Origin of the sequence: Azospirillum sp. TSO22-1 (genome assembly GCF_003116015.1) — a bacterium.
GTDB lineage: Bacteria > Pseudomonadota > Alphaproteobacteria > Azospirillales > Azospirillaceae > Azospirillum.
Genome location: NZ_LGQZ01000107.1, coordinates 1 through 20898 on the forward strand (window position 1 = coordinate 1; position 20898 = coordinate 20898).

Below are 20898 nucleotides of genomic sequence, written 5' to 3' on the forward strand. Positions count from 1 at the left end.
GGGCGCCGCGCCCCGCCGCTGGCTGCACCGCAGCCTGGAGGCGCTGGCCGTCGGCCTCGCCGCGCTGGGCTCGCCGCTGGTCCTGCGCCGCGGCGAGCCTTCGGCGGTGCTGGCCGAGCTGGCGGCCGAGACCGGCGCCGGCGCCGTGCTGTGGAACCGCCGCCCCGACCCCGCCGCGGAGGACGCCGACCGCCGCGTCGCCGCCGCGCTGGAGGCCCGCGGCGTGCGCGGCGAGGGCTACGACGCCGCCCTCCTGTTCGACCCCGCGGCGGTGCGCACCAAGGCCGGCGAGCCGTACCGCGTCTTCACCCCGTTCTGGCGCGCCTGCCGCGCCCTGCCCGAGCCGTACAGACCGCTGCGCGCGCCGGAGCGGCTGCCCGCCCCGCCCGCTCCCGTCCGCTCCGACCGCTTGGCCGACTGGGATCTCACCGACGGCGCGGACGACGGCTGGACGCCGGGAGAGGCGGCGGCGCGCGCGCGGCTCGCCGGCTTCCTCGACGGCCCGGTCACCCGCTACGCCGCGGACCGCGACATCCCCTCCCTGGACGGCACCTCGCGGCTGTCGCCGCACCTGCATTGGGGCGAGATCGGCCCACGGCAGGTCTGGCACGCCGCCCGCCACACCGCCGACGCCCACCCCGAACGCGCGCCCGGCATCGAGGCCTTCCTGCGCGAGCTGGGCTGGCGCGAGTTCTGCCAGCACCAGCTGCGACAGGCCCCGGACCTCGCCGAGAAGCCGCTGGACCTGCGCTTCACCGCCTTCCCCTGGCGCGAGGATCCGGACCTGCTGTCGGCGTGGAAGCACGGCCGCACCGGCTATCCGCTGGTCGATGCCGGCATGCGCCAGCTGCTGGCGACGGGGTGGATGCACAACCGGGTGCGCATGGTGGTGGCCTCCTTCCTGGTGAAGGACCTGCTGCTGCCCTGGCAGGCCGGCGAGGCGTGGTTCCGCGAGGCGCTGGTCGATGCCGACCCGGCCAACAACCCGGCCAACTGGCAGTGGGTCGCCGGCAGCGGCGCCGACGCCGCGCCGTTCTTCCGCATCTTCAACCCGGTCGCCCAGGGCGAGAAGTTCGACCCCGACGGCGGCTACGTCCGCCGCTGGGTGCCGGAACTGGCCGAGATGCCGGAGGAATGGATCCACAAGCCCTGGCAGGCGCCGGCCCCGACGCTGGCGGCGGCCGGCGTGCGGCTCGGCGTCACCTACCCGCGCCCGGTGGTCGACCACGGCCTGGCGCGCCAGCGTGCGCTGGCCGCCTTCTCCGCCATCCGCGGGAATTAACCGGGGCGTCACCGAGCCGCAAAGAAACCGTCATGCGCCGCCGCTAACGTGCCGCTCAAGCAACAAGGGAGAGGCACACATGGACACCCGCGGCAGCAAGTTCCTGGCCGCCGACGCCCTCGAGGACATCGGCAGCAACCCGACCGGCAACCCGACGCTGGCGGACGTGCTGGAGGAACGCTTCGGCCGCCGCGACGTCATGCGCGGCCTGTTGGCCGGCGCTCTGGCCGGCCCGGCGCTGCTCTCCGTCCGCCCGGCCGAGGCCGCCGAAAAGGGCATGGCCGCGGCCGAGGGCAAGCCCGCCTTCACCTTCACCGAGATCGCCCACGGCGTCGACGCCACCCACCACGTGGCGCCGGGCTACGACGCCCGCGTGCTGATCCGCTGGGGCGACCCGATCCTGCCCGGCGCGCCGGCCTTCGACCCGATGAAGCAGACCGCCGCCACCCAGGCGCAGCAGTTCGGCTACAACAACGACTTCGTCGGCTTCGCGCCGCTGCCGCGCGGCTCGAAGAGCGCCGACCGCGGCCTGCTCTGCGTGAACCACGAGTACACCGACGAGGAGGTGATGTTCCCCGGCCTCGGCGGCGAGCAGGGCAAGGCCAACTTCGCCAAGATGACCAGGGAGCTCGTCGACATCGAGATGGCCGCGCACGGCGGCTCGGTGGTGGAGATCCGCAAGGTCAAGGGTGTGTGGACCTACGACGCCAAGTCGCCGTTCAACCGCCGCATCACGGCGGAGACGGAGATCGCCGTCAGCGGCCCCGCCGCCGGCCACGCGCTGCTGAAGACCGCCGGCGACCCGACCGGCCGGCGGGTGCGCGGCATGCTGAACAACTGCTCCGGCGGCGTGACGCCGTGGGGCACCTGGCTGTCGTGCGAGGAGAACGTCAACAGCTACTTCTGGGGCAAGCTCGCCGACGACCACCCGCAGGCCAAGGCGTTCAAGCGCTACGGCATCCCGGCCAACGTCTTCAACTGGGGCCAGCACCACGACCGCTTCGACGTGAACAAGGAGCCGAACGAGGCCAACCGCTTCGGCTGGGTGGTGGAGATCGACCCCTACGACCCGAACGCCACGCCGAAGAAGCGCACCGCGCTCGGCCGCTTCAAGCACGAGGCGTGCACGCTGGCGGTGGGCAAGGACGGCACCGTGGTCGCCTACACCGGCGACGACGAGCGCTTCGACTACGTCTACAAGTTCGTCGCGAAGAAGAAGTTCAACGCGAAGAACCGCGCCGCCAACATGGACCTGCTCGACGAGGGCACGCTGTATGTGGCGAAGTTCGGCGCCAACGGCACGGTGGACTGGCTGCCGCTCGTCCACGGCCACGGCCCGCTGACCGCAGAGAACGGCTTCCCCGACCAGGCCACGGTGCTGGTGCACGCGCGCCTCGCCGGGGACGCGCTCGGCGCCACCAAGATGGACCGCCCGGAGGACATCGAGGTCAACCAGAAGACCGGCCGCGTCTACGTCGTGCTCACCAACAACGACAAGCGCAAGCCGGAGCAGATCGACGCCGTCAACCCGCGCGCCGCCAACGAGTGGGGCCAGATCGTCGAGATCCTGCCCATCGACGGCGATCACGCGGCGATGAAGTCGGAGTGGCGGATGCTGGTGCGCGGCGGCTCACCCGCCGTGGGCGGGCAGTTCCACGCCGAGACCACGGACAACGGCTGGTTCGCCTGCCCCGACAACCTCGCGGCGGACAACCATGGCCGCCTATGGGTCGCCACCGACCAGGGCACGGCCTGGGCCAAGGCGTCGGGCACCGCCGACGGCATCTGGGCGATCGAGACCGACGGCCCCCGCCGCGGCCTGTCGAAGATGTTCTTCCGCGTGCCGGTGGGTGCCGAAATGTGCGGCCCCTGCTTCACGCCCGACGACAGGACGCTGTTCGTCGCCGTGCAGCACCCGGCCACCGACGGCGTGGATCTGTGGGAAGGCTTCAAGGGCAAGGTGTCCACCTTCGAGGACCCGGCCACCCGCTGGCCCGACTTCAAGGACGGCACGCCGCCGCGCCCCTCGGTGGTGGCGATCACCAAGACGGGCGGTGGTGTGATCGGGTCGTAAGTTTTTTCAAGGACGGCGGAACAACCGCCGCGAAGGGCGAAGGGCGGCTCCCTGTGGGGGCCGCCCTTTCACGTTTGAAGGGTGGACAGCCGGGAGGGCTCTCTTCCGGGCGTGCACCCGGCACCTCCACGCGCTCACCGGCAAGCCGGGACTACGGCCGAGAGTTTCACCGTGTTTCGGCCGCCCACGAAAAGCATAGCACGGTTCCGCTGCTTGTGTGCTGTCGCCGGCCGCATAGAGTGTTATATCATAACACCATGCTGCATGCGCACGACCACGCCCACTGCATCGCCGATGCCCTCACCCGCGCCGACGCCCTGTGCGCCGAGCGCGGCGCGCGGCTGACCAGCCTGCGGCGCCGGGTGCTGGAACTGGTGTGGTCGGGCCACCAGCCGCGCGGCGCCTACGCCATCCTCGACGACCTGACGCAGCGCGACGGCAAGCCGGCCGCGCCGCTGACCGTCTACCGCGCGCTGGAGTTCCTGGTCGAGCAGGGGCTCGTGCACCGCATCGAGAGCCTCAACGCCTACATCGGCTGCGCCGAACCGGGTGCCATGCACGCCGGCCAGTTCCTCGTCTGCGAGGCCTGCGGCAACGCGGTCGAGCTGGACGACCCGCGCGTCGACGACGCCATCCGCACCGCCGCCTCCGAACGCGGCTTCCAGGTCCGCCGCCCGACCGTCGAGGTCCGCGGCACCTGCCCCGATTGCCAAAAGCCTGACTTGCAGGAGAAGTCCCCGTGAGCGACGCCATGACGCCCGCCACCCGTTTCCCCGTCTCGGTGCTGACCGGCTTCCTCGGCAGCGGCAAGACCACGCTGCTGCAGAAGCTGCTGCACCACCCGGGCATGGCGCGCACCGCCGTGGTCATCAACGAGTTCGGCGAGGTCGGCCTCGACCACCTGCTGGTCGCCAAGGCGTCGGAGAACATGGTGGTGATGGACAGCGGCTGCGTCTGCTGCACCATCCGCGGCGACCTGGTGGACACGCTGCGCGACCTGTTCCTCAAGCGCGTCAAGGGCGTGATCCCGGAGTACGACCGCGTGGTGGTGGAGACCACCGGGCTGGCCGACCCGGCGCCGATCATCCACACGCTGATGAGCGACCCGCTGCTGGCCGCCCGCTTCCGCCTGGACGGCGTCATCAGCACGGTGGACGCGGTGCACGGCTCCGACCAGCTCGACCGCAACCCGGAGAGTGTCAAGCAGGCCGCCGTCGCCGACCGCATCGTGCTGACCAAGACCGACGCGGCATCCCCGCCGGCGACGGCCGAACTGCTGAAGCGTCTGGCGGTCATCAACCCGGCCGCCCCGGTGATCCCCGCGGCGTTCGGCGACGTGGACCCGGCGCAGCTGTTCGACGCCGGTCTCTACAACCCCGCCACCAAGGCCCCGGACGTCGCCCGCTGGCTGAAGGAGGAGGCCTACCGCGCCGAGGGGCACGGCCACCATCATCACCACGAGCATGACCACGAGCACGGCGAGGCCTGCGGTCCCGACTGCGGGCATGACCACGATCATGACCATGGGCACGACCATCACCACGATGTGAACCGCCACGACGACCACATCCGCGCCTTCTGCATGGTCGAGGAGCAGCCGATCCCCTGGGACCGCTTCGTCGATTTCATGGAGGCGCTGATCACCACCCGCGGCCCCGACCTGCTGCGCATCAAGGGCATGCTGAACGTGCCGGAGAGCGAGCTGCCCATCGTCGTCCACGGCGTGCAGCACATGTTCCACCCGCCGGTGCGGCTGGACGCGTGGCCGACCGACGACCGCCGCTCGAAGATCGTCTTCATCACCCGCGACGTCGGCCACCAGGTGATCGAGGATCTGTTCAACGGGTTCGTGCGCGGCGAGGGAACGGCGCCGGAGGTGCCGGAAGGCGCACGGCCGGAGTAGGCCGTCACCACGTTTAACCCTCCCCCGCCTCCGGCGGGGGAGGAAGGGGCCCGCGCCGCAGGCGTGGGAAGGTGGGAGCTACGGCGGAGATGGCAGGCATTGATTCTCGGGCACGCCGCTACCCCCACCCAACCCTCCCCCACCAGAGGCGGGGGAGGGCTTTGGCAAAGCCTTACGGCTCGTACACCACGATCTTCGAGCCGCCGTCGAAACGGAAGTTCACGGCGATCAGGTTCTTCAGCCGCTCGCGCACGCGCGCCTGCGCCGCGGGCGGGGCGTAGACCAGCAGGAAGCCGCCGCCGCCCGCCCCCAGCAGCTTGCCGCCCAGCGCACCGGCCGACATCGCCGCCTCGTACAGCTCGTCGATCTTGCCGTTGGACACCGCGGGGGAGAGTTCGCGCTTCAGCAGCCAGCCCTCGTTCAGCAGCTGGCCGAGCTGGTCGAGCGGCTGGTTGGGCGAGCCGAGGATCGCCGCCGCCTCGTCCACCATGGCGCGCAGCGTGTGCAGCTGCGTCTTGCGCTGGCCGAGGTTCTTGATCTTGTCCTTCTCGATATCCGACGCGATGCGCGAGAAGCCGGTGAAGTACAGCGTCAGGCTGTCCTCCAGCTCGGCGCGGCGCTCCGGTGTGATGATCAGCGGGTTGACGTCGATGCCGCCATCGGTGCGGAAGTCGATGCGGTTCAGCCCGCCGTACGCCGCCCACACCTGATCCTGCGAACCAACGCTCTCGCCGATCACCTCCTGCTCGATGCGGATGGCGGTCTCGGCCAGCTCCTTCTTGGTCGCCATGTGACCGCGGTAGGCGTACAGCGCGTTCAGCAGCCCCACCGTGAACGACGAGCTGGACCCCAGGCCGGAGCGCGCCGGCAGGTCCCCGTCGTGGTGGACCTCCAGCCCCTCGGTGATCTCCATCTCGCGCAGCACGGCGCGCACCGAGGGGTGGCGGATCTCGCCGATCTCCTTCACCAGCTCGATGGCGGAATAGACGATGCGGTGCTTGTGCTCGAAGAAGGGCGGCAGCGGGCGGACGTTGATGTAGCAGTACTTGTCGATGGCGCCGCCGATCACCGCGCCGCCGTGCTTGCGGTACCATTGCGGGAAGTCGGTGCCGCCACCGAACAGCGACACGCGGAACGGGGTGCGGCTGATGATCATTTGCCTTCTCCGGCGATGACCGCCGGCGCCCGCGCCAAGCTGTCCGGGGTGCCGATGTCGATGAAGCGGCCATGCACCACGGCGGCGTGCAGCGTTCCCGCCGGCAGCTTTTCCAGCACGTCGCGCTCCAGCGACACCGCCTCCGACGCGGCGAGGCGGTCGAGGAAGGCGGCCGAGAACAGGTAGACGCCGGCGTTGACGGTGCCGTGGCCCGGCGCCTTCTCGGCGAAGCGGATCACGCGGCCATCGGCGCCGATCTCGACGCGGCCGTAGCGCGCGGCGTCGTCCACCTCGACGCACAGCACGGAGGCCTCGGCGCCGGAGAGCCGGTGCGACGCGACGAAGGCGCGCAGGTCGGCGTCCAGGAAGGTGTCGCCGTTCATCACCATGACCGGGTCGGTGGTCAGCTCGCCGCGCACGAAGCGGATGGCGCCGGCGGTGCCGAGCGGCCGCGGCTCGATCTCGCAGACCACGTCCAGGCTGTGACCGCCCTGCGCCAGCCACGCGGTGACGCGGTCGGCGAGGTGGCCCAGGCACAGCACCACGCGCTGCGTGCCGAACTGCGCCAGATAATCCAGCAGGTGGCCGAGGAAGGCCCGGCCGGCGATGGGGGCGAGCACCTTGGGCGTGTCGCCGAGGACGCCGCGGATGCGGGTGCCGAGGCCGCCGGCCAGCACCGCGACGTCGATGTTGCTCAGGGCCTCTTTGGGCTGCACCGCCGGTCCTTTCCCCCGGGTTACGCCGGAGCGTCCACCGGTTCCAGCAGCTTGCGGCGCAGCGAATGGCGCGTCATCTGCCGGATGTGGACGCTGGTCGAGGCGCCGAAGCGCTGGTCGACCATCTTCAGGTACCGCGGATTGGTGAAATATTCGTTGAAGGCGCTGTCGCGGAACGCCAGCACCTCGGCCGCCGACGCCTTCTCGGTCGCCAGCGGCTTGCAGTCGTAGCTGTGCTGCGAGAAGCCGCTCCAGGCGTCCGGCAGCTCCCAGCCCTTCTCCACCGCGGTGTTGTAGAGCGGCGAGCCGGGGTAGGCCATGGCCGAGTAGAAGTTGGCGAACTCGCAGTTCAGCTCCTTGGCAAGGTCCAGCGTCTCGCGCATCGACTGCGCGTCGTCGTCGGGCAGGCCGAAGATGTAGTTGCCGATGACGTTGATGCCGGCTTCCTGGATGGCGCGGACGATGCCGACGATGTCCTCGCTCTTCAGCGCCTTCTTGGCGCCGTCGCGCACGTGCTTGGAGCCCGACTCGATGCCCAGCGCCAGCCAGCGGAAGCCGGCGCGGCGCAGCATGTCCAGCATCGCCGGCTTCACCGTGTCGACGCGGGCGTAGGCCCAGAAGTTCAGCGCGCCGCCGAGCTTCTCGTTGCGCGGGATCAGCCCTTCGCAGATCGCGGTGACGTGCTTCTCGTTCAGCACGAACATCTCGTCGACGATCTTGAAGGTGCGCACCCCGAATTTCTCGATCAGGATGTCGATTTCCTTCAGCACCGCCTCCGGGCTGCGGAAGCGGTAGCCGTTCTTGCCGAAGGGCGCGTTGATGCAGCAGAAGCTGCATTTGTACGGGCAGCCCAGCGTCGTGTAGATCGACGCGTACGGCTTGCGCGATCCCAGGTCGCCGAAGCACTGCCAGTTGTGCGCCCGGTAGCGGTCCATCGGCAGCAGGTCCCAGGACGAGCCCGGCAGGTCGCGGTCGAGGTCCTCGATCAGCGGCGCGCCGGGCGTGCGGCGCACCTCCCCGCCGTCCCAGTAGACGATGCCCGGCACCTGGGACACATCGGGGACCTCGTCGCCCAGCGCGCGCAGCAGCGTCTCCACCGTCACCGGCCCCTCGCCGGTGCAGGCGAAGTCCACCGCCTCCTCGCGCAGCGTGCGCTCGGGCAGCGCGGCGACGTGGCCGCCGACGATGATCACCGGCACCTCCGGCGCCTCCGCCTTGATGGCGCGGCAGGCCGGACCGGCGGCGGTCATCATCTGGGTGGAGGCGGAGGGCTGGTGCCCGTAGACGATCATGCCGACCAGCCGCGGCTTCAGCTCGGCGACCTTCTTCGCCACCGTCTCCGGCCCCCAGCGCTCCGCCTCGCTGTCGATGATGGCGACGCGGTGGTCCTTCAGGCGGCAGTAGGTGGCGATCAGGCCGGCCCACAGCGGCGGCTCCACCGCCGTCAGCTCCTCGCCCAGCTCCTGGTAGATGGCGTCGCGGCCGCCGGGGGTGATCAGCAGAAGGTCGAGGGGCTGGCCGGAAATGGGCGTGGTCATGGCCGTGGTCCTAGACGTTGCCGTGCACGGCGTTGCGGATCATCCGGTAGCCCTTGATCAGCTCCCGGATGCCGTCGTCCAGCGAGAAGGCGGGCTTGTAGCCGGTGCCCTCGATGCGCTCGTTGGAGACGATGTAGTCGCGCTTGTCCGGGTCCTCGCCGATCGGCGATTCGATGAAGACGAACTTCGGCAGGTGCTCGCGGATCTTTTCGCACAGCTCCCACTTGGAAATGTTCGCGTCCGACAGGCCGACGTTGTAGGGCCGGTCCTTCATGGTCTCGAAGTTGTCGAGGCCGTGGACGAAGGCGCGCGCCACGTCGCGGATGTGGATGTAGTTCCGCTTGAAGTGCGGCTCGAACAGGATGACCGCGCGGTCGAACACGGCGCGGTAGACGAAGTCGTTGACCAGCAGGTCGATGCGCATGCGCGGCGCCATGCCGAACACGGTGGCGAGGCGGAAGGAGATGGCGTTGCCGCGCTCCAGCACCGCCGCCTCGGCCTCCACCTTGGTGCGGCCGTACAACGAGATGGGACGCAGCGGCGTCTCCTCGGTGCAGAACTTGCCCTTCTCGCCGACGCCGTAGCCGGAGTTGGTGACCGGCATCATCAGGCGCTGGTCCTTCGACAGCAGGCGGATCAGCGTCAGCACCGCATCGCGGTTGGTGGTGGTGGCCGCGGTCTTGTCGATGTCGCACAGCGGCGCGCCGACCAGGGCGGCCAGCGGGATCACCACGTCGGCGCTCTTGATGAGCGGCGCCAGCGTCGCCTCGTCGCGGCAGTCGCCGCGCGCCACGTCGAAGTTGGGGTGCGCGCAGACATGCGCCAGCGGGTTCTGCTTGAACATGAAGTTGTCGAGCACGGTCACCTTATGACCGGCGTCGAGCAGGGCCGGCACCAGGATGGAGCCGAGATAGCCGGCGCCGCCGGTGATCAGGATGTTCATCGTCTCAGCCATATCAGCGCCCTCAGCGGCCAGAAAATTAACGGCAGGTGGTGTCGAGGACCTCGCGCAGGCGCGTGATCTGCGCCGAGAGGTCGTGCGGGTGGTTGCCGACGAAGAAGCCCAGGTCGTGCGCGAGGTACGCGTTCTCGATGGGGCCCACCGTGTCGTAGTCGTAGTGCTTCAGCACGTCGTGGCGCAGGAAGCAGCCGCCGGTGATGATGCGGAAGCCGATGTCGGCGTCCTTCAGCGCGGCGAAGACCTTCTCGCGGTCCGGGTTGCGGGCCGGGTTGAGGATGATGGTGAAGCTGAACGACGAGGACTTCCCGTTCTCGCGCTGGATGATGAAGCGCTCGTCGCCGGCGAACAGCTCCTGGAACAGCTTGAGGTTCTTCCGGCGCGCCGCGGTCATGGCCGGCAGTTTCTTGAGCTGCTGGCGCCCCACCGCGGCCTCCAGCTCCAGCGGGCGGACGTTGTAGCCGGGCAGGATGAAGCGGTACGCCTCGAAATGGTCCGACGAGCGGCGCTCGTACAGCGGCGTGTCGGCCGGCAGATCGCGGGTCCAGCCGTGCGCCCGCATGGAGCGGCAGAGGTGCGCCAGCTCCGTGTCGTCGGTCAGGATCATCCCGCCTTCCATCGTCGAGATGTGGTGCGAGAAGAAGAAGCTGAAGGTGTTCAGGTCGCCGAAGGTGCCGGTCTTGCGGCCGTCCAGTTCGGCGTCCATGGATTCGCAATTGTCCTCCAGCACATACAGGCCGTGCGCGTCGGCGAAGGCACGCACCACGTCGAGCCCGGCCGGGTTGCCGAGGATCGACACCGGCACGATGGCCCCGGTCCGCGGCGTCAGCGCCTCTTCCAGCTTGGAGACGTCCATGTTGAGCGTGTCCAGCTCGACATCGACGAAGCGCAGCTTCAGCCCGTACTGCTGAAGCGGATGGTAGGTGGTGGCCCAGGAGATCGCCGGGACGATGACCTCGTCGCCGCGCTGCAGCGGCCGGTCCTTCTTGTAGGCGAGCGCCGCCACCCCGACCAGATTGGCCGAGGAACCGGAATTCACCATGATGCCGTGCTTCATGCCGAAATAGGCGGCGAACTCGCGCTCGAAGGCCGCGACCTCCGCCCCCATCGTGAACTGGCCCGACGCGATGACTTTTTGCATCGCCTCGACTTCTTCCGGTCCCCAGGAGGACGCCGCCAACTCGTAGAACATCCGCACCACCCCTGCACGTCGGCCGCGGGCCTATTACCCGCCGCGGAACGGTAGGGGAATATTGGTCAAGAGATCATTAATGGGGCGGAGAGTGCTCGCACCGATCCCCCATCCCGACCTTCCCCCGCTGGGGGGGAAGGAGATGAAGCTCTCCCCCGCCGAGCGGGGGAGGGTTGGGTGGGGGTATTCCTCGTCTCAGAACGGCCCGCGGAACTGCGTCTGGTAGGCCAGCTTGGTGCGCTCCGGATCCGGCGTCCACGGCGCGTCCTTCGGCCGCACCATGGCGTGGATGGTGGCGGCCACCGTGCCGGGGTTCGGGTAGAACTTCGCCTCCAGCACCGGCGACGGCGGGCAGGTCGTCGGCTCGAAGCCGATGCGCTTCACCGCGATGCCGGCGTCGCCGGCGCGCTCCAGCACCTGCGCGACGATCTCGGCGCTGGCGCCGCAGCTGGTCCAGCCATTGTCGGCGACCACCAGCCGCTTGGTGCGGCGAGCGGACTCGACGATGGTGTCGATGTCCAGCGGCGCCAGCCAGATCGGGTCGATGACCTCGGCCGAGACGCCGGCCTCGGCCAGCAACTCGCGGGCGCGCAGGCACTCCACCACCATGTTGGAGATGCCGACCACCGTCACGTCCTCGCCCGGCGCCACCACGCGCGCCTTGCCGGGGCGCACCTCGTAGGCGGCCTCGGGCACGTAGGCCTCGGTCGGGTAGAGCAGGCGGTGCTCCATGAAGATGACCGGGTTGTCGTCGCGAATCGCCGCGATCATGCAGCCCTTGACGTCGTGCGCGTTGGAGGGCGCCACCACCTTCAGCCCCGGCACGTGCATGAACATGGAATGCAGCGCCTGCGAGTGCTGGGCGCCCTGCCCCCAGCTCTTGCCGATCATCGAGCGCACGACCAGCGGCACGCTGACCGAGCCGCCGTACATGTAGCGGGCCTTGGCGGCGATGTTGACCAGCTGGTTCATGCACAGCAGCAGGAAGTCCATGCGGATGTGCGTGTGGACCGGGCGCATGCCGGCCATGGCGGCGCCGATGGCGACACCGGTCATGGCATCCTCGGACAGCGGCGTGGTGAACACGCGCTCCGCCCCGAACTCCTGCAGCAGGCCGCGGGTCGAGCCCTGGATGCACTTGTGGTCGTCGACGTCGAGGCCGAAGACGAAGACGCTCTCGTCGCGCCGCATCTCCTGCGCGAAGGCCTCGCACAGGGCGTCGACGTAGCGGAGCAGGCGCCCCTCACCCGGATTAGGCCCCTTTTCAGGCGTAGACGTGGTCATAGAGATCCTCGGGATCCGGGAAGGGGGTTTCCTCCGCGAAGGCGAAGGCGGCGGCGACGGCCAAGCGCACCTCGGCGTCGATGCGCTCGACCACCGACGCGTCGAGCATGCGGGCGAGGCGCGGCACCTGGTCGTCCTCGATCCAGGGGATCAGCTCGGCCTGCGAGCGGTAGCCCTGGTCGTAGTCCTGGTTGGGGCCGACGTGCTCCTGCCAGCGGTAGCAGTCGACCTCCAGGAACACCGGACCGCCGCCGCCGCGCATGGCGCGCACCGCCTCCTCGGCCCGCGCGCGCACCTCGAAGACGTCGCCGCTGGTGACGTGGTGGGCCGGCATGCCGTAGGTGGCCGCCCGCTCGCACAGGCGGTCGGTGGCCCAGCGCTTGGCGCGCGGCTCGTGGATGGCGTAGCCGTTGTTCTCGCAGACGAACAGCACCGGCAGCTTCTGCAGCGCCGCGAAGTTCAGCGTCTCGGCCAGACAGCCCTCCTCCGAGGCGCCGTCGCCGAAGAAGCAGGCGACCACGCCACCCGTCCCCTTGCGCCGGTCGGCCAGCGCGAAGCCGGCGGCGATCGGAATGCTGGTGCCGACCACGGCGGAGCCGCCGATGACGCCGGCCTTGCTGTCCACCAGGTGCATGGAGCCGCCGCGGCCCTGCGCGCAGCCGGCCTTCCGGCCGTACATCTCCGCCACCATGGCGGCCATGTCGCCGCCCTTGGCGATGTAGGCGGCGTGGCCGCGGTAGGTGATGGAGACGTGGTCGCGCGGCTGCAGCACGTCGCAGACGCCGACGGACACGAACTCCTGCCCGATGGACAGGTGGACCGGGCTCTTGATCTTGTCGGTGGGGTAGACCCGCGCCACCTCCTCTTCGAGCACCCGGATCAGGCGGAGCTGGTGGTACAGGCGGGTCACCGTCTCCAGCGACGGCGTGCCCGCGGCGACTGCGTTCTGCATTGGCGACACCCGGAAGTTCAGGCGCAGTATACCGGGCTACCCCGAAGGAACAAGTCTTCGCCCCGTGTCTTCTGGGGGACTTCGCGCTGGAGGAGGCTCAGGCCGCGCTGTCGGCCTCGACCGGTTGCGGCGCCGGCTGCGGGGCGACGCGCGGGAAGCGGACGACGAAACGCACGCCGGCGCGCGCCGGGCTGTCCAGCTCGATCCAGCCGCCCAGCCGCGCCGTCACCAGATTGAACACGATGTGCAGGCCGAGGCCGGTGTTGCCGGAGCTGCGCTTGGTGGTGAAGAACGGGTCGAACACCTTGGCGCGGCAGTCCGCCGGGATGCCACGGCCGTCGTCGGTGTAGACCACCTCGACCGTCCGCGGATCCGGCGTGGAGACGGTGACCAGCAGGTTGCCGGTCTGCCCCTCGGCGAAGCCGTGGTCGAGCGAGTTCATCACCAGATTGGTCAGCACCTGCGCCAGCGCGCCGGGGTAGCCGTCGATCTCGACGCCGTCCGGGCAGTCGATGGACATGACGTGGCCGGCCTTGCGCCACGCCGGCTTGAGGCCGGTCGCCAGATCCTCCAGCCACTCCCGCAGGCGGAAGCGGCGGCGGTCGTCGGCGACCTGATCGCTGGCCAGCTGCTTGAAGCTCTGCACCAGCCCGGCGGCGCGGGCGATGTGCGACTGCACCAGCCCGGTGGTCTCGCGCGCGATGCCGACGTAGCGCTCGAAGTCCACCTTGCGCAGCCGGGCTTCGCCGGACAGCTTCTCCAGCTTCACCGTCTCGTCGCCGAGGTGCGAGGTGGCGGTCAGCGCGATGCCCAGCGGCGTGTTGATCTCGTGCGCCACGCCGGCCACCAGGGATCCCAGCGAGGCCATCTTTTCCGCCTGCACCAGATGCGCCTGCGCGGCCTTCAGCTGCTCGTGCGCCACCCGCTCGCTGTCCAGCGCGGCGGTCAGCGCCTCGGTCTGCTCCGCCAGACGGGTGTTGGCGGCCGACAGCTCCTCGGTCGAGCGGGTCACCGACGTCTTCCACTGGGTGAACAGCTGGTAGCCGAAGTACGAGGCGAAGACGATGATCACCGTCATCACCCAGTAGATCGCCCGGGTCGACTCGACCAGCGTCGCCGCCCCGGTCGCCGCCCCGGTCGCCAGTGGCCTCTCGAATGCATCGACGTTCAGGCGCACCGACAGGTAGAGGAACAGCAGCACGCCGCCGAGGATCAGCGCGGCGCCGCCCAGCGTGTGGCGCGCCGTCACGTCGGCGTGGCCCGCGCCGGTCCAGCGCGCCGAGCGCCAGCGCGTCACCGCCGGCCCCAGCAACGCCAGCACCGGCGCCACGATCCCGAGATTCTGCAGGAAGGCGCCCAGCCACCAGCCCTGCCAGATCGGCAGCACCTGCTGGGCACCGACGTTGCTGGTGGTGATCCAGATGAACGACCCCGTCGAACCGAACACGCCGCCGACGAAGGACAGCAGCACGAAGAACAGCACCGCGTTCAGCGAGCGCAGATCGTGCGGCACGGGAATCGCCCGGTAGGCGATGGCGAACACCGCCAGCCCGACCGGATCGGCGAAGGCGAAGATCAGCGACCACCCCACCGGCATGCCGGAATACAGCGCCAGCGCCAGCGTCGACAGGTAGGCCGGCAGGAAACCCCACCAGAAGCCGAACCACAGCACCCAGAAGGCGGCGAAGACCAGCGGCGGGTAGATGGTGACGTACACGTCGGTGCCGCCGAAGTGCAGTGGCACGCCCGACCATTCGTAGATGATGGAGGCCAGCCCCAGGCCGATGCTGGCGGCGATGGTGGCGAGCCACAGCGCGACGACCAGGATCCGGTCGGGAAGACTCCCACCGTTCCGGAACCCCCGGAGGGACACCGGCCGGTAGATGGTCAGCGCGCTCGGATCTTCCCCGCCCCGCTCGAACATTGTCCCCCGAATGCCAGCGCCGGACGCGATCCGGCGTGCCGCAACGCGTGCGGAACGTGTGCGGCAATACTACTCATATTCAGAAAGGGGATCAAAGGCTTTGCGGGCCGTACTACGGCTGCGTGCCTTTGCCGCCGCGCCGACGCGAGGGCGGACGGCCGCGCCCCGGCTGGGCCGGCGGCGGCTTCTGGGCGTGGTGGAAATGCGGATGCGCCGCCCCGCCGGCCTCCGCCGGGCGGCCGCGGCGGTCGCCGCGCGGCCCCGCCGAGCGGTCGACTCGCTGCCCGTAGCACGAATCGCACACGCGGAACCGGTGGTTCGCCTTCAGCCGGGTGCCGCACACCGGGCAGGCGCGGGCCAGGCTGCGCTCGGCCAGCGTGCGCTCGATGAAGGCGTTCAGCATGGCCCGGCGCTCCAGGCACAGGTCCATCTCCGGGTACGCCTCGGGGAAGCGGTAGGACAGCCACGCGTAGGCGGTGAGGTCCTTCACCGCGCGCTCCGCCGCCTCCAGCTCGACGTCGGTGCCGACGCGGTGGTGGAAGCGCTCGGCCGCCTCCGGCGCGGTGTTGGGCTTTTCGCGGCCCTGGTTGAACGCCCACTGCGCCAGCAGGCGCAGCTGGTTCTGGTCGCGCACGTCCACCGGGCAGCGCGCCAGCATGTCGCGGGTGGCCAGCGGCAGCTTCGCCTTGTCCACCGCGGCGGCGGCCTGGATGCGCTGCTCCAGGTCGGTCATGCGGAAGGTCTGGCTGGCGCGCAGCAGCTCCTGCCCGGCGGTGCGCAGCACCTTGGTCAGGCTGTCGGTGTCCAGCTCGCGGGCGATCGCCTCGACGTGGATCAGGTTGGGCGAGATCCAGGAGCGCGGGTCCTCCGGCGGCACCGGCGGCGAGGTCAGCGCGCGGCGGACGGAATTGATGCTCTCGCCCTCCAGCACGGCGACGCGGCCCTCCTCGTGCATGCCGAAGCGCCCCGCCCGCCCGCCGATCTGGCGGATCTCCGAGGCGTTCAGCTCGCGCTCCTCCCGCCCGTCGTACTTGCGGGTGACCGACAGCACGACGCGGGCGATGGGCAGGTTGAGGCCCATGCCGATGGCATCGGTGGCGACCAGCACGTCGGCCTGCCCCTCGCGGAACCGCCGCGCCTCGGCGCGCCGCACCTCCGGCGACAGCGCGCCGTAGATCACCGCCACGGTGTGGCCGCGCGCCAGCAGGTCGCGGCGCAGCCCCATCACGTCGCGGCGCGAGAACGCCACGACGGCGTCGTTCTGCTTCACGGCGGAGAGCGCGACCGGTTCCTCCTGCACGCGCAGCGGCGACTTGCGGGTGAACTCGACCACCTCCAGGTCCTCGCCCATGGCGTCGGCGAGGCGCTTGACGTAGGGGATGGCGTCGGCCGAGCCGGTCATCAGGATCTCCGGCGCCGCCACGCCGGCCACCGCCTGGGTCCACGCCCAGCCTCGGTCGGGATCGCCGATCATCTGGATCTCGTCGATGACGCAGGCGCCCCAGACGCGGACGGTGTTGACCATCTCGATGGTGGAGGACACGAAGGTCGCGCCGGGGCGCACGTCGCGCTCCTCGCCGGTGACGAGGCTGCACGCCTTGCCGCGCGTCTCCAGCGCCTCCTGCCCCTCCAGCGCCAGCAGGCGCAGCGGGGCGAGGTAGCAGCCGCTCTCCGCCACCGCCAGCCGGTCCATGGCGGCGTGCGTCTTGCCGGAATTGGTCGGGCCGACGAACAGCCGCAGCTTGCGCACCATGGCGCGGGCGGCGGCGAAGCTGTCCAGGTAGACGCCGAGGCCCGACGCGTTCTCCAGCTGCTGGCGCCGCACGCGCTGGCCGATGCGCGCGGCGGCGGTGGAGAACCCCTCCTCCAGCGCGTCGAGCAGCGCCTGAAGCCGGGGAATGCGCCCGCCGAAGGTGGCGGCGCGGCCGAGGTCGTCGGCCACCGCCTTGGGCCGCCACGCCTCACCGAAGCCGGCGGCGCGCTCCTCCATGGACCGGAACCAGGCATCGACGCGCGCCTTGGCCTTGGCGATGGCGGAGGAGCCGAGCACCGCCGTCTTCACCTGCTTGCCGAGCAGCTTGGCCTGCGGCCGGCCGAAGCCCTCCGGCGCCACCAGCAGGCCCCACAGCTCCGCCTCGACGTCGGGCAGCGGGCCGACCGGCACGCGGAAGCGCAGGCGCAGCCGGCGGTCGGTGCCGGGCACCGTCACGTCGTGCACCACGGTGACCGACCAGCGCGCCGGCGTCGAATCGGCGTCCACCTCGATGCCGTCGCCGCGCACCACCGCGGCGACCGCGCGCAGCGCGTCGCGCCGGTCCCATTCGTCGGCGGTGCCGGGAGTCTTCGGGGTGTCGTCGGAAGCCATTTTTCGTCCTTGGGGCGCGGCCGGGTTGCCCGCGGAAAGTAACCCTATATGGGCGGCGGACGCACGCGCAGCAAGCCGAATCCCGCCGGGGTAAGCGGGACCTCCGCCGCGGGCTAACCCGCAAGTCCCCGGGTTTCGCCGATCCCGCCGCGGCACCGGAGCCGCCCCTTCCCAACATGACGCCCGGTGCGGCCGACCGACCGGCGCGATCGAAGGGGGTAGTAACGAATCCCGTCTCTCCGAACGCGGCGGCGTCATGCAAACTTGAGTAATTGGGACAAGAACACAGTGGGCGCGACTGATTGGTCAGGAGATGCGAATGACAAATCCGCGTGAGGTCCTGACGCTGATCGACAACATCCGGCTTATACATTCGGACGAGCAGCGGCGCGACTTGATTAGATCGTTGGGAAAGGTGGACAGGCCGACGATCCTGTCGTTCGTCAATGTCCACGCGGTGAACCTGTGCTGGTCGTCGGCGACGGTCTACGACGCCTTCCGGGCGTCGGACGTGGTGCTGCGCGACGGCATCGGCCTGTCGGTCGCCCTCAAGGCGCTGGGCATCGGGCCCGGGCTGAACATGAACGGCACCGACTTCATCCCGCTGCTGCTGCAAACCCTGCCCAAGCGCCGGCTCGCCGTCTACGGCACCGCCACGCCCTGGCTGGAGCGCGCCCGCATCCACCTGGAGAACACCACGCCGCACATCATCGCCGACATGCTGCACGGCTTCCACCCGGCCGAGCGCTACCTGGAAAGCGCGCGGCGGCACCGGCCGGACGTCATCGTGCTGGCGATGGGCATGCCGCGCCAGGAGGAGATGGCGGTGCGGCTCCGCCAATCCCTGGACCACCCCGTGCTGATCGTCAACGGCGGGGCCATCGTCGATTTCATGGCGCGCCGCTTCGACCGCGCCCCGGTGGTCTTCCAGCGCCTCGGCCTGGAATGGGCCTACCGCATGGCGCAGGAGCCGCGCCGCCTCTACCGCCGCTACGTCCACGGCGGCTTCCGCTTCGCCCGCAATCTCATGCTGCTGCGTCGCGCCGCCAGCGCCCGCCAGAGCGGCGCCCAAGCACAAGGAGTCTGAGCCTTGGAACAGCTTCCCTCGCCCCACCGCGGCGGCCTGCCGTCGATGCAGTCGGCCTGGCCGGCCGCCCCGATGCCGTACCAGCCGGGCGCTGCTGACCAGACGCCGCCGGCGGCCGGGCCTGACATGCGCTTCATCGGCCGGGTGCTGGCCGGGCGCAAGTGGATGATCCTCGGCCTGATGACGGCGGTGACCGGGCTGACCGCCTTCGGCGTGTCGACGCTGTCGGACACCTACACCTCCGAGGCGCTGCTGCTGGTGGACAGCCGGCAGGTGCGCATCGTGCGCGAGACCGAGCAGGTGGTCGGCGCCATGCCGGCCGAGGACGCGGCGATCCTCTCGGAGATCGAGATCCTCAAGTCCGACCACATCCTGAAGACGGTGGTCGCCGACCTCGGCCTGATGGGCAATCCCGAGTTCATCAAGCCCGCCAGGGAGGAGGCGCAGGGCGAGCCGCTGGCCGCGCAGGCGCTGGGCTTCGTCCGGGGCAAGGTCGGCGAGGTCTGGGGCGACGCCCCGCCGGAGCAGGTGAAATCGGCGCTGGACTGGACCGGCGGCTACATCGCCACGCTGCGCGAGCGCGAGCAGAAGGCGGAGGAGCCGGCCGGCAACCCCGACCGCATCCTGGAGCGCCTGCACCGCAAGCTCGAGGTCGGCATCGTCGGCCGCTCGCGCGTGATCCGCATCGCCTACACGGCGAAGAACCCGGAGCTGTCGGCGGCGATCGTCAACGACATCGTCAAGCGCTACATGGAAACCCGCCAGCAGATGGACCGCGAGCTGGCGACCGGCGCCATCGCCTGGCTGGACGAGCGCATCACCAAGCTGCGCCAGGAGGTCTCCACCGCCGAGACCGAGGCCGAGCAGTTCCGCTTCAAGTCCGGCCTGCTGAAGGGCGCCACCGGCCCGCTGGCCGTGCAGTCGTTGGAGCAGACCCGCCTGCGCCTGACCGAGGCCGAGGCCAACCGCGCCCGCGCCGTGGCGCAGGCCGACGCCCTGGACCGCGCCGTGCGCGCCGGCAACTGGAACGCCATCGGCGGCTCCATCGTGTCGCCGGTGGTGGCGCAGTTGCGCGCCACGGTGGCCACGCTGCAGACCGAGCTGGCGCAGATCTCCAAGCAGTACGGCCCGCTGCACCCGCGCGTGAAGGAGCTGCAGGCCCGCCTCGGCGAGGCCACGGGGGCCATGCAGAACGAGATCCGGCGCGAGATCAACGGCGTGCGCGAGTCCGCCAACGTCGCCGTCGAGCAGGAGAAGGCCCTGCGCGACATGATCGAGAAAATGGAGGGCAAGTACGCCGGCAACCTCAGCGACGAGGGCGTCAAGCTGCGCGCGCTGGAGTCCAACACCACCGCCAAGCGCCAGCTGCTCGAACAGCTGATGGGCCGCCTGGAGGAGGTGAAGGCGCAGCAGGACAACCGCGCCTTCCCCGCCGGCGTCAAGCTGGTGTCGCAGGCCCAGGTGCCGCACGAGCCGTCGGGGCCGATGCGGGTGCTGCTGATCGTCGCCGGCTTCTTCGCCTCGATCCTGCTGTCGGTGGTCGCGGTCTTCGCGCTGGAGCTGATGCAGCGCCGCGTGCACACCCCGGAGGTGATCCGCCGCGTCCTGGGCGCCGCCGCCATCCACGTGGTGCCGCACCACCCGGTCAAGAAGAAGCGGAGCGCGCGCCTGTACGAGGTGTTCCAGCGCCATCCCTTCTCGCTGTTCAGCGAATCGCTGCGCGCGCTGTTCCGCAACCATCTGGCGGACCTCGGCCCGGTCGGTTCCATCGCGGTGGCCTCGGCCCGGCCGCAGGACGGCAAGACCTCGATGAGCCTCGCCATCGCCCAGGTCGCCAGCCAGGCCGGCCGGCGCGTGGTGGTGGTGGACACCGACTTCCGCCGCTCGCGCATCGACCACCTGTTCGACACCGGCGGCAAGGCCGGCCTGTCCGACTGGATCGCCGGCAACGTCGCGCTGGACGAGATCATCCACCACAACCCGGAGGTCCCGTTCGCCCTGGTGCCGGCCGGCAAGCTGATGTCCTCGACGCTCGACAAGTTCAACGTGGACTGCGTGATCGAGCTGATGGCGGGCCTCAGCCCCCACTTCGACCTGGTGGTCTTCGACACCGCGCCGGTGCTGGCGGTGTCCGACGCCCGGGTGGTGTGCGCGGCGGCGTCCAAGGTGCTGTTCGTCACCCGCTGGGGCCACACCACCGCCGGCGACTTGCAGGGCGTCGCCGACCTGGGGCCGATCGACTACGAGAAGTTCGTCTGCGTGCTGACCGACGTGAACCTGAAGAAGGCGGCGAAGGGCGGCTACGCCGGCCCGTACCGCAACTACGAGGCCACCAAGAAGTACTACGGCGAGCCGACCCGCCTGCGCGCGGTGCGGTGATCATTAAGCCCCTCCCCCCTCGCGGGGGAGGGGTTTGGGGAGAGGGGGAAAGTTACCTTTTACCACCCTCTCCCCCAACCCCTCTCCC

At 70.2% G+C, this 20898-nt stretch carries 15 protein-coding genes; 6 read left to right on the forward strand and 9 right to left on the reverse strand.

Annotated elements, in window-relative coordinates; translation table 11 throughout:
- The 4 genes from TSO221_RS25230 to TSO221_RS25245 form a co-directional block, all read left to right on the forward strand.
- Positions 1-1282: deoxyribodipyrimidine photo-lyase (locus TSO221_RS25230; RefSeq protein WP_109121275.1), on the forward strand; the 1282-nt coding region annotated here is incomplete at its 5' end.
- A 79-nt stretch (positions 1283-1361) separates the two neighbouring features.
- A complete protein-coding gene (locus tag TSO221_RS25235) occupies positions 1362-3356 on the forward strand; it encodes a PhoX family phosphatase (RefSeq protein WP_109121276.1) in 1995 nt (664 codons plus the stop codon).
- A gap of 257 nt (positions 3357-3613) precedes the next feature.
- Positions 3614-4099 (forward strand): Fur family transcriptional regulator, encoded by a 486-nt coding sequence (locus TSO221_RS25240; RefSeq protein ID WP_109121277.1) that lies wholly within the window; start codon positions 3614-3616, stop codon positions 4097-4099.
- An 8-nt stretch (positions 4100-4107) separates the two neighbouring features.
- Positions 4108-5259, forward strand: a complete 1152-nt coding sequence (locus TSO221_RS25245) for a GTP-binding protein (RefSeq protein ID WP_109121383.1) — start codon at positions 4108-4110, stop codon at positions 5257-5259.
- Between the two features lie 172 nt (positions 5260-5431).
- Here the strand turns inward: TSO221_RS25245 and TSO221_RS25250 are convergent, their stop codons facing one another.
- The 9 genes from TSO221_RS25250 to TSO221_RS25290 form a co-directional block, all read right to left on the reverse strand.
- On the reverse strand, positions 5432-6415 hold the full coding sequence (locus TSO221_RS25250; RefSeq protein ID WP_109121278.1) for a kinase: 984 nt from the start codon (positions 6413-6415) through the stop codon (positions 5432-5434).
- Positions 6412-7131: a nucleotidyltransferase family protein gene (locus TSO221_RS25255; RefSeq protein ID WP_109121279.1), complete on the reverse strand. Its 720-nt coding sequence runs from the start codon at positions 7129-7131 to the stop codon at positions 6412-6414. The genes TSO221_RS25250 and TSO221_RS25255 overlap by 4 nt, the downstream gene beginning before the upstream one ends.
- A gap of 20 nt (positions 7132-7151) precedes the next feature.
- Positions 7152-8669: a radical SAM protein gene (locus TSO221_RS25260; protein ID WP_109121280.1), complete on the reverse strand. Its 1518-nt coding sequence runs from the start codon at positions 8667-8669 to the stop codon at positions 7152-7154.
- 10 nt (positions 8670-8679) lie between these two features.
- The gene (locus tag TSO221_RS25265) at positions 8680-9624 is read right to left on the reverse strand and encodes an NAD(P)-dependent oxidoreductase (protein WP_199229620.1); all 945 of its coding nucleotides are present in this window, start codon (positions 9622-9624) and stop codon (positions 8680-8682) included.
- A 25-nt stretch (positions 9625-9649) separates the two neighbouring features.
- Positions 9650-10819: a DegT/DnrJ/EryC1/StrS family aminotransferase gene (locus tag TSO221_RS25270; protein WP_109121281.1), complete on the reverse strand. Its 1170-nt coding sequence runs from the start codon at positions 10817-10819 to the stop codon at positions 9650-9652.
- A gap of 195 nt (positions 10820-11014) precedes the next feature.
- Positions 11015-12103 (reverse strand): transketolase C-terminal domain-containing protein, encoded by a 1089-nt coding sequence (locus TSO221_RS25275; RefSeq protein WP_109121282.1) that lies wholly within the window; start codon positions 12101-12103, stop codon positions 11015-11017.
- Complete coding sequence (locus tag TSO221_RS25280) at positions 12084-13055, reverse strand: thiamine pyrophosphate-dependent dehydrogenase E1 component subunit alpha (RefSeq protein WP_109121283.1); 972 nt, start codon at positions 13053-13055, stop codon at positions 12084-12086. The genes TSO221_RS25275 and TSO221_RS25280 overlap by 20 nt, the downstream gene beginning before the upstream one ends.
- 97 nt (positions 13056-13152) lie before the next feature.
- On the reverse strand, positions 13153-14979 hold the full coding sequence (locus TSO221_RS25285) for a HAMP domain-containing sensor histidine kinase (RefSeq protein ID WP_109121284.1): 1827 nt from the start codon (positions 14977-14979) through the stop codon (positions 13153-13155).
- 112 nt (positions 14980-15091) lie between these two features.
- Entirely contained in the window at positions 15092-17344 is a 2253-nt protein-coding gene (locus TSO221_RS25290) for a helicase-related protein (RefSeq protein ID WP_109121285.1), read from the reverse strand.
- A 319-nt stretch (positions 17345-17663) separates the two neighbouring features.
- On the opposite strand from TSO221_RS25290, the gene TSO221_RS25295 reads away from it, so the two are divergent.
- Positions 17664-18431, forward strand: coding sequence for a WecB/TagA/CpsF family glycosyltransferase (locus tag TSO221_RS25295; RefSeq protein ID WP_247878270.1), 768 nt, complete (start codon positions 17664-17666; stop codon positions 18429-18431).
- A 3-nt stretch (positions 18432-18434) separates the two neighbouring features.
- Positions 18435-20810 carry a polysaccharide biosynthesis tyrosine autokinase gene (locus TSO221_RS25300; protein ID WP_247878271.1) on the forward strand — a complete coding sequence of 792 codons (2376 nt, stop codon included), beginning with the start codon at positions 18435-18437 and terminating at the stop codon, positions 20808-20810.
- Positions 20811-20898: the final 88 nt, after the last annotated feature.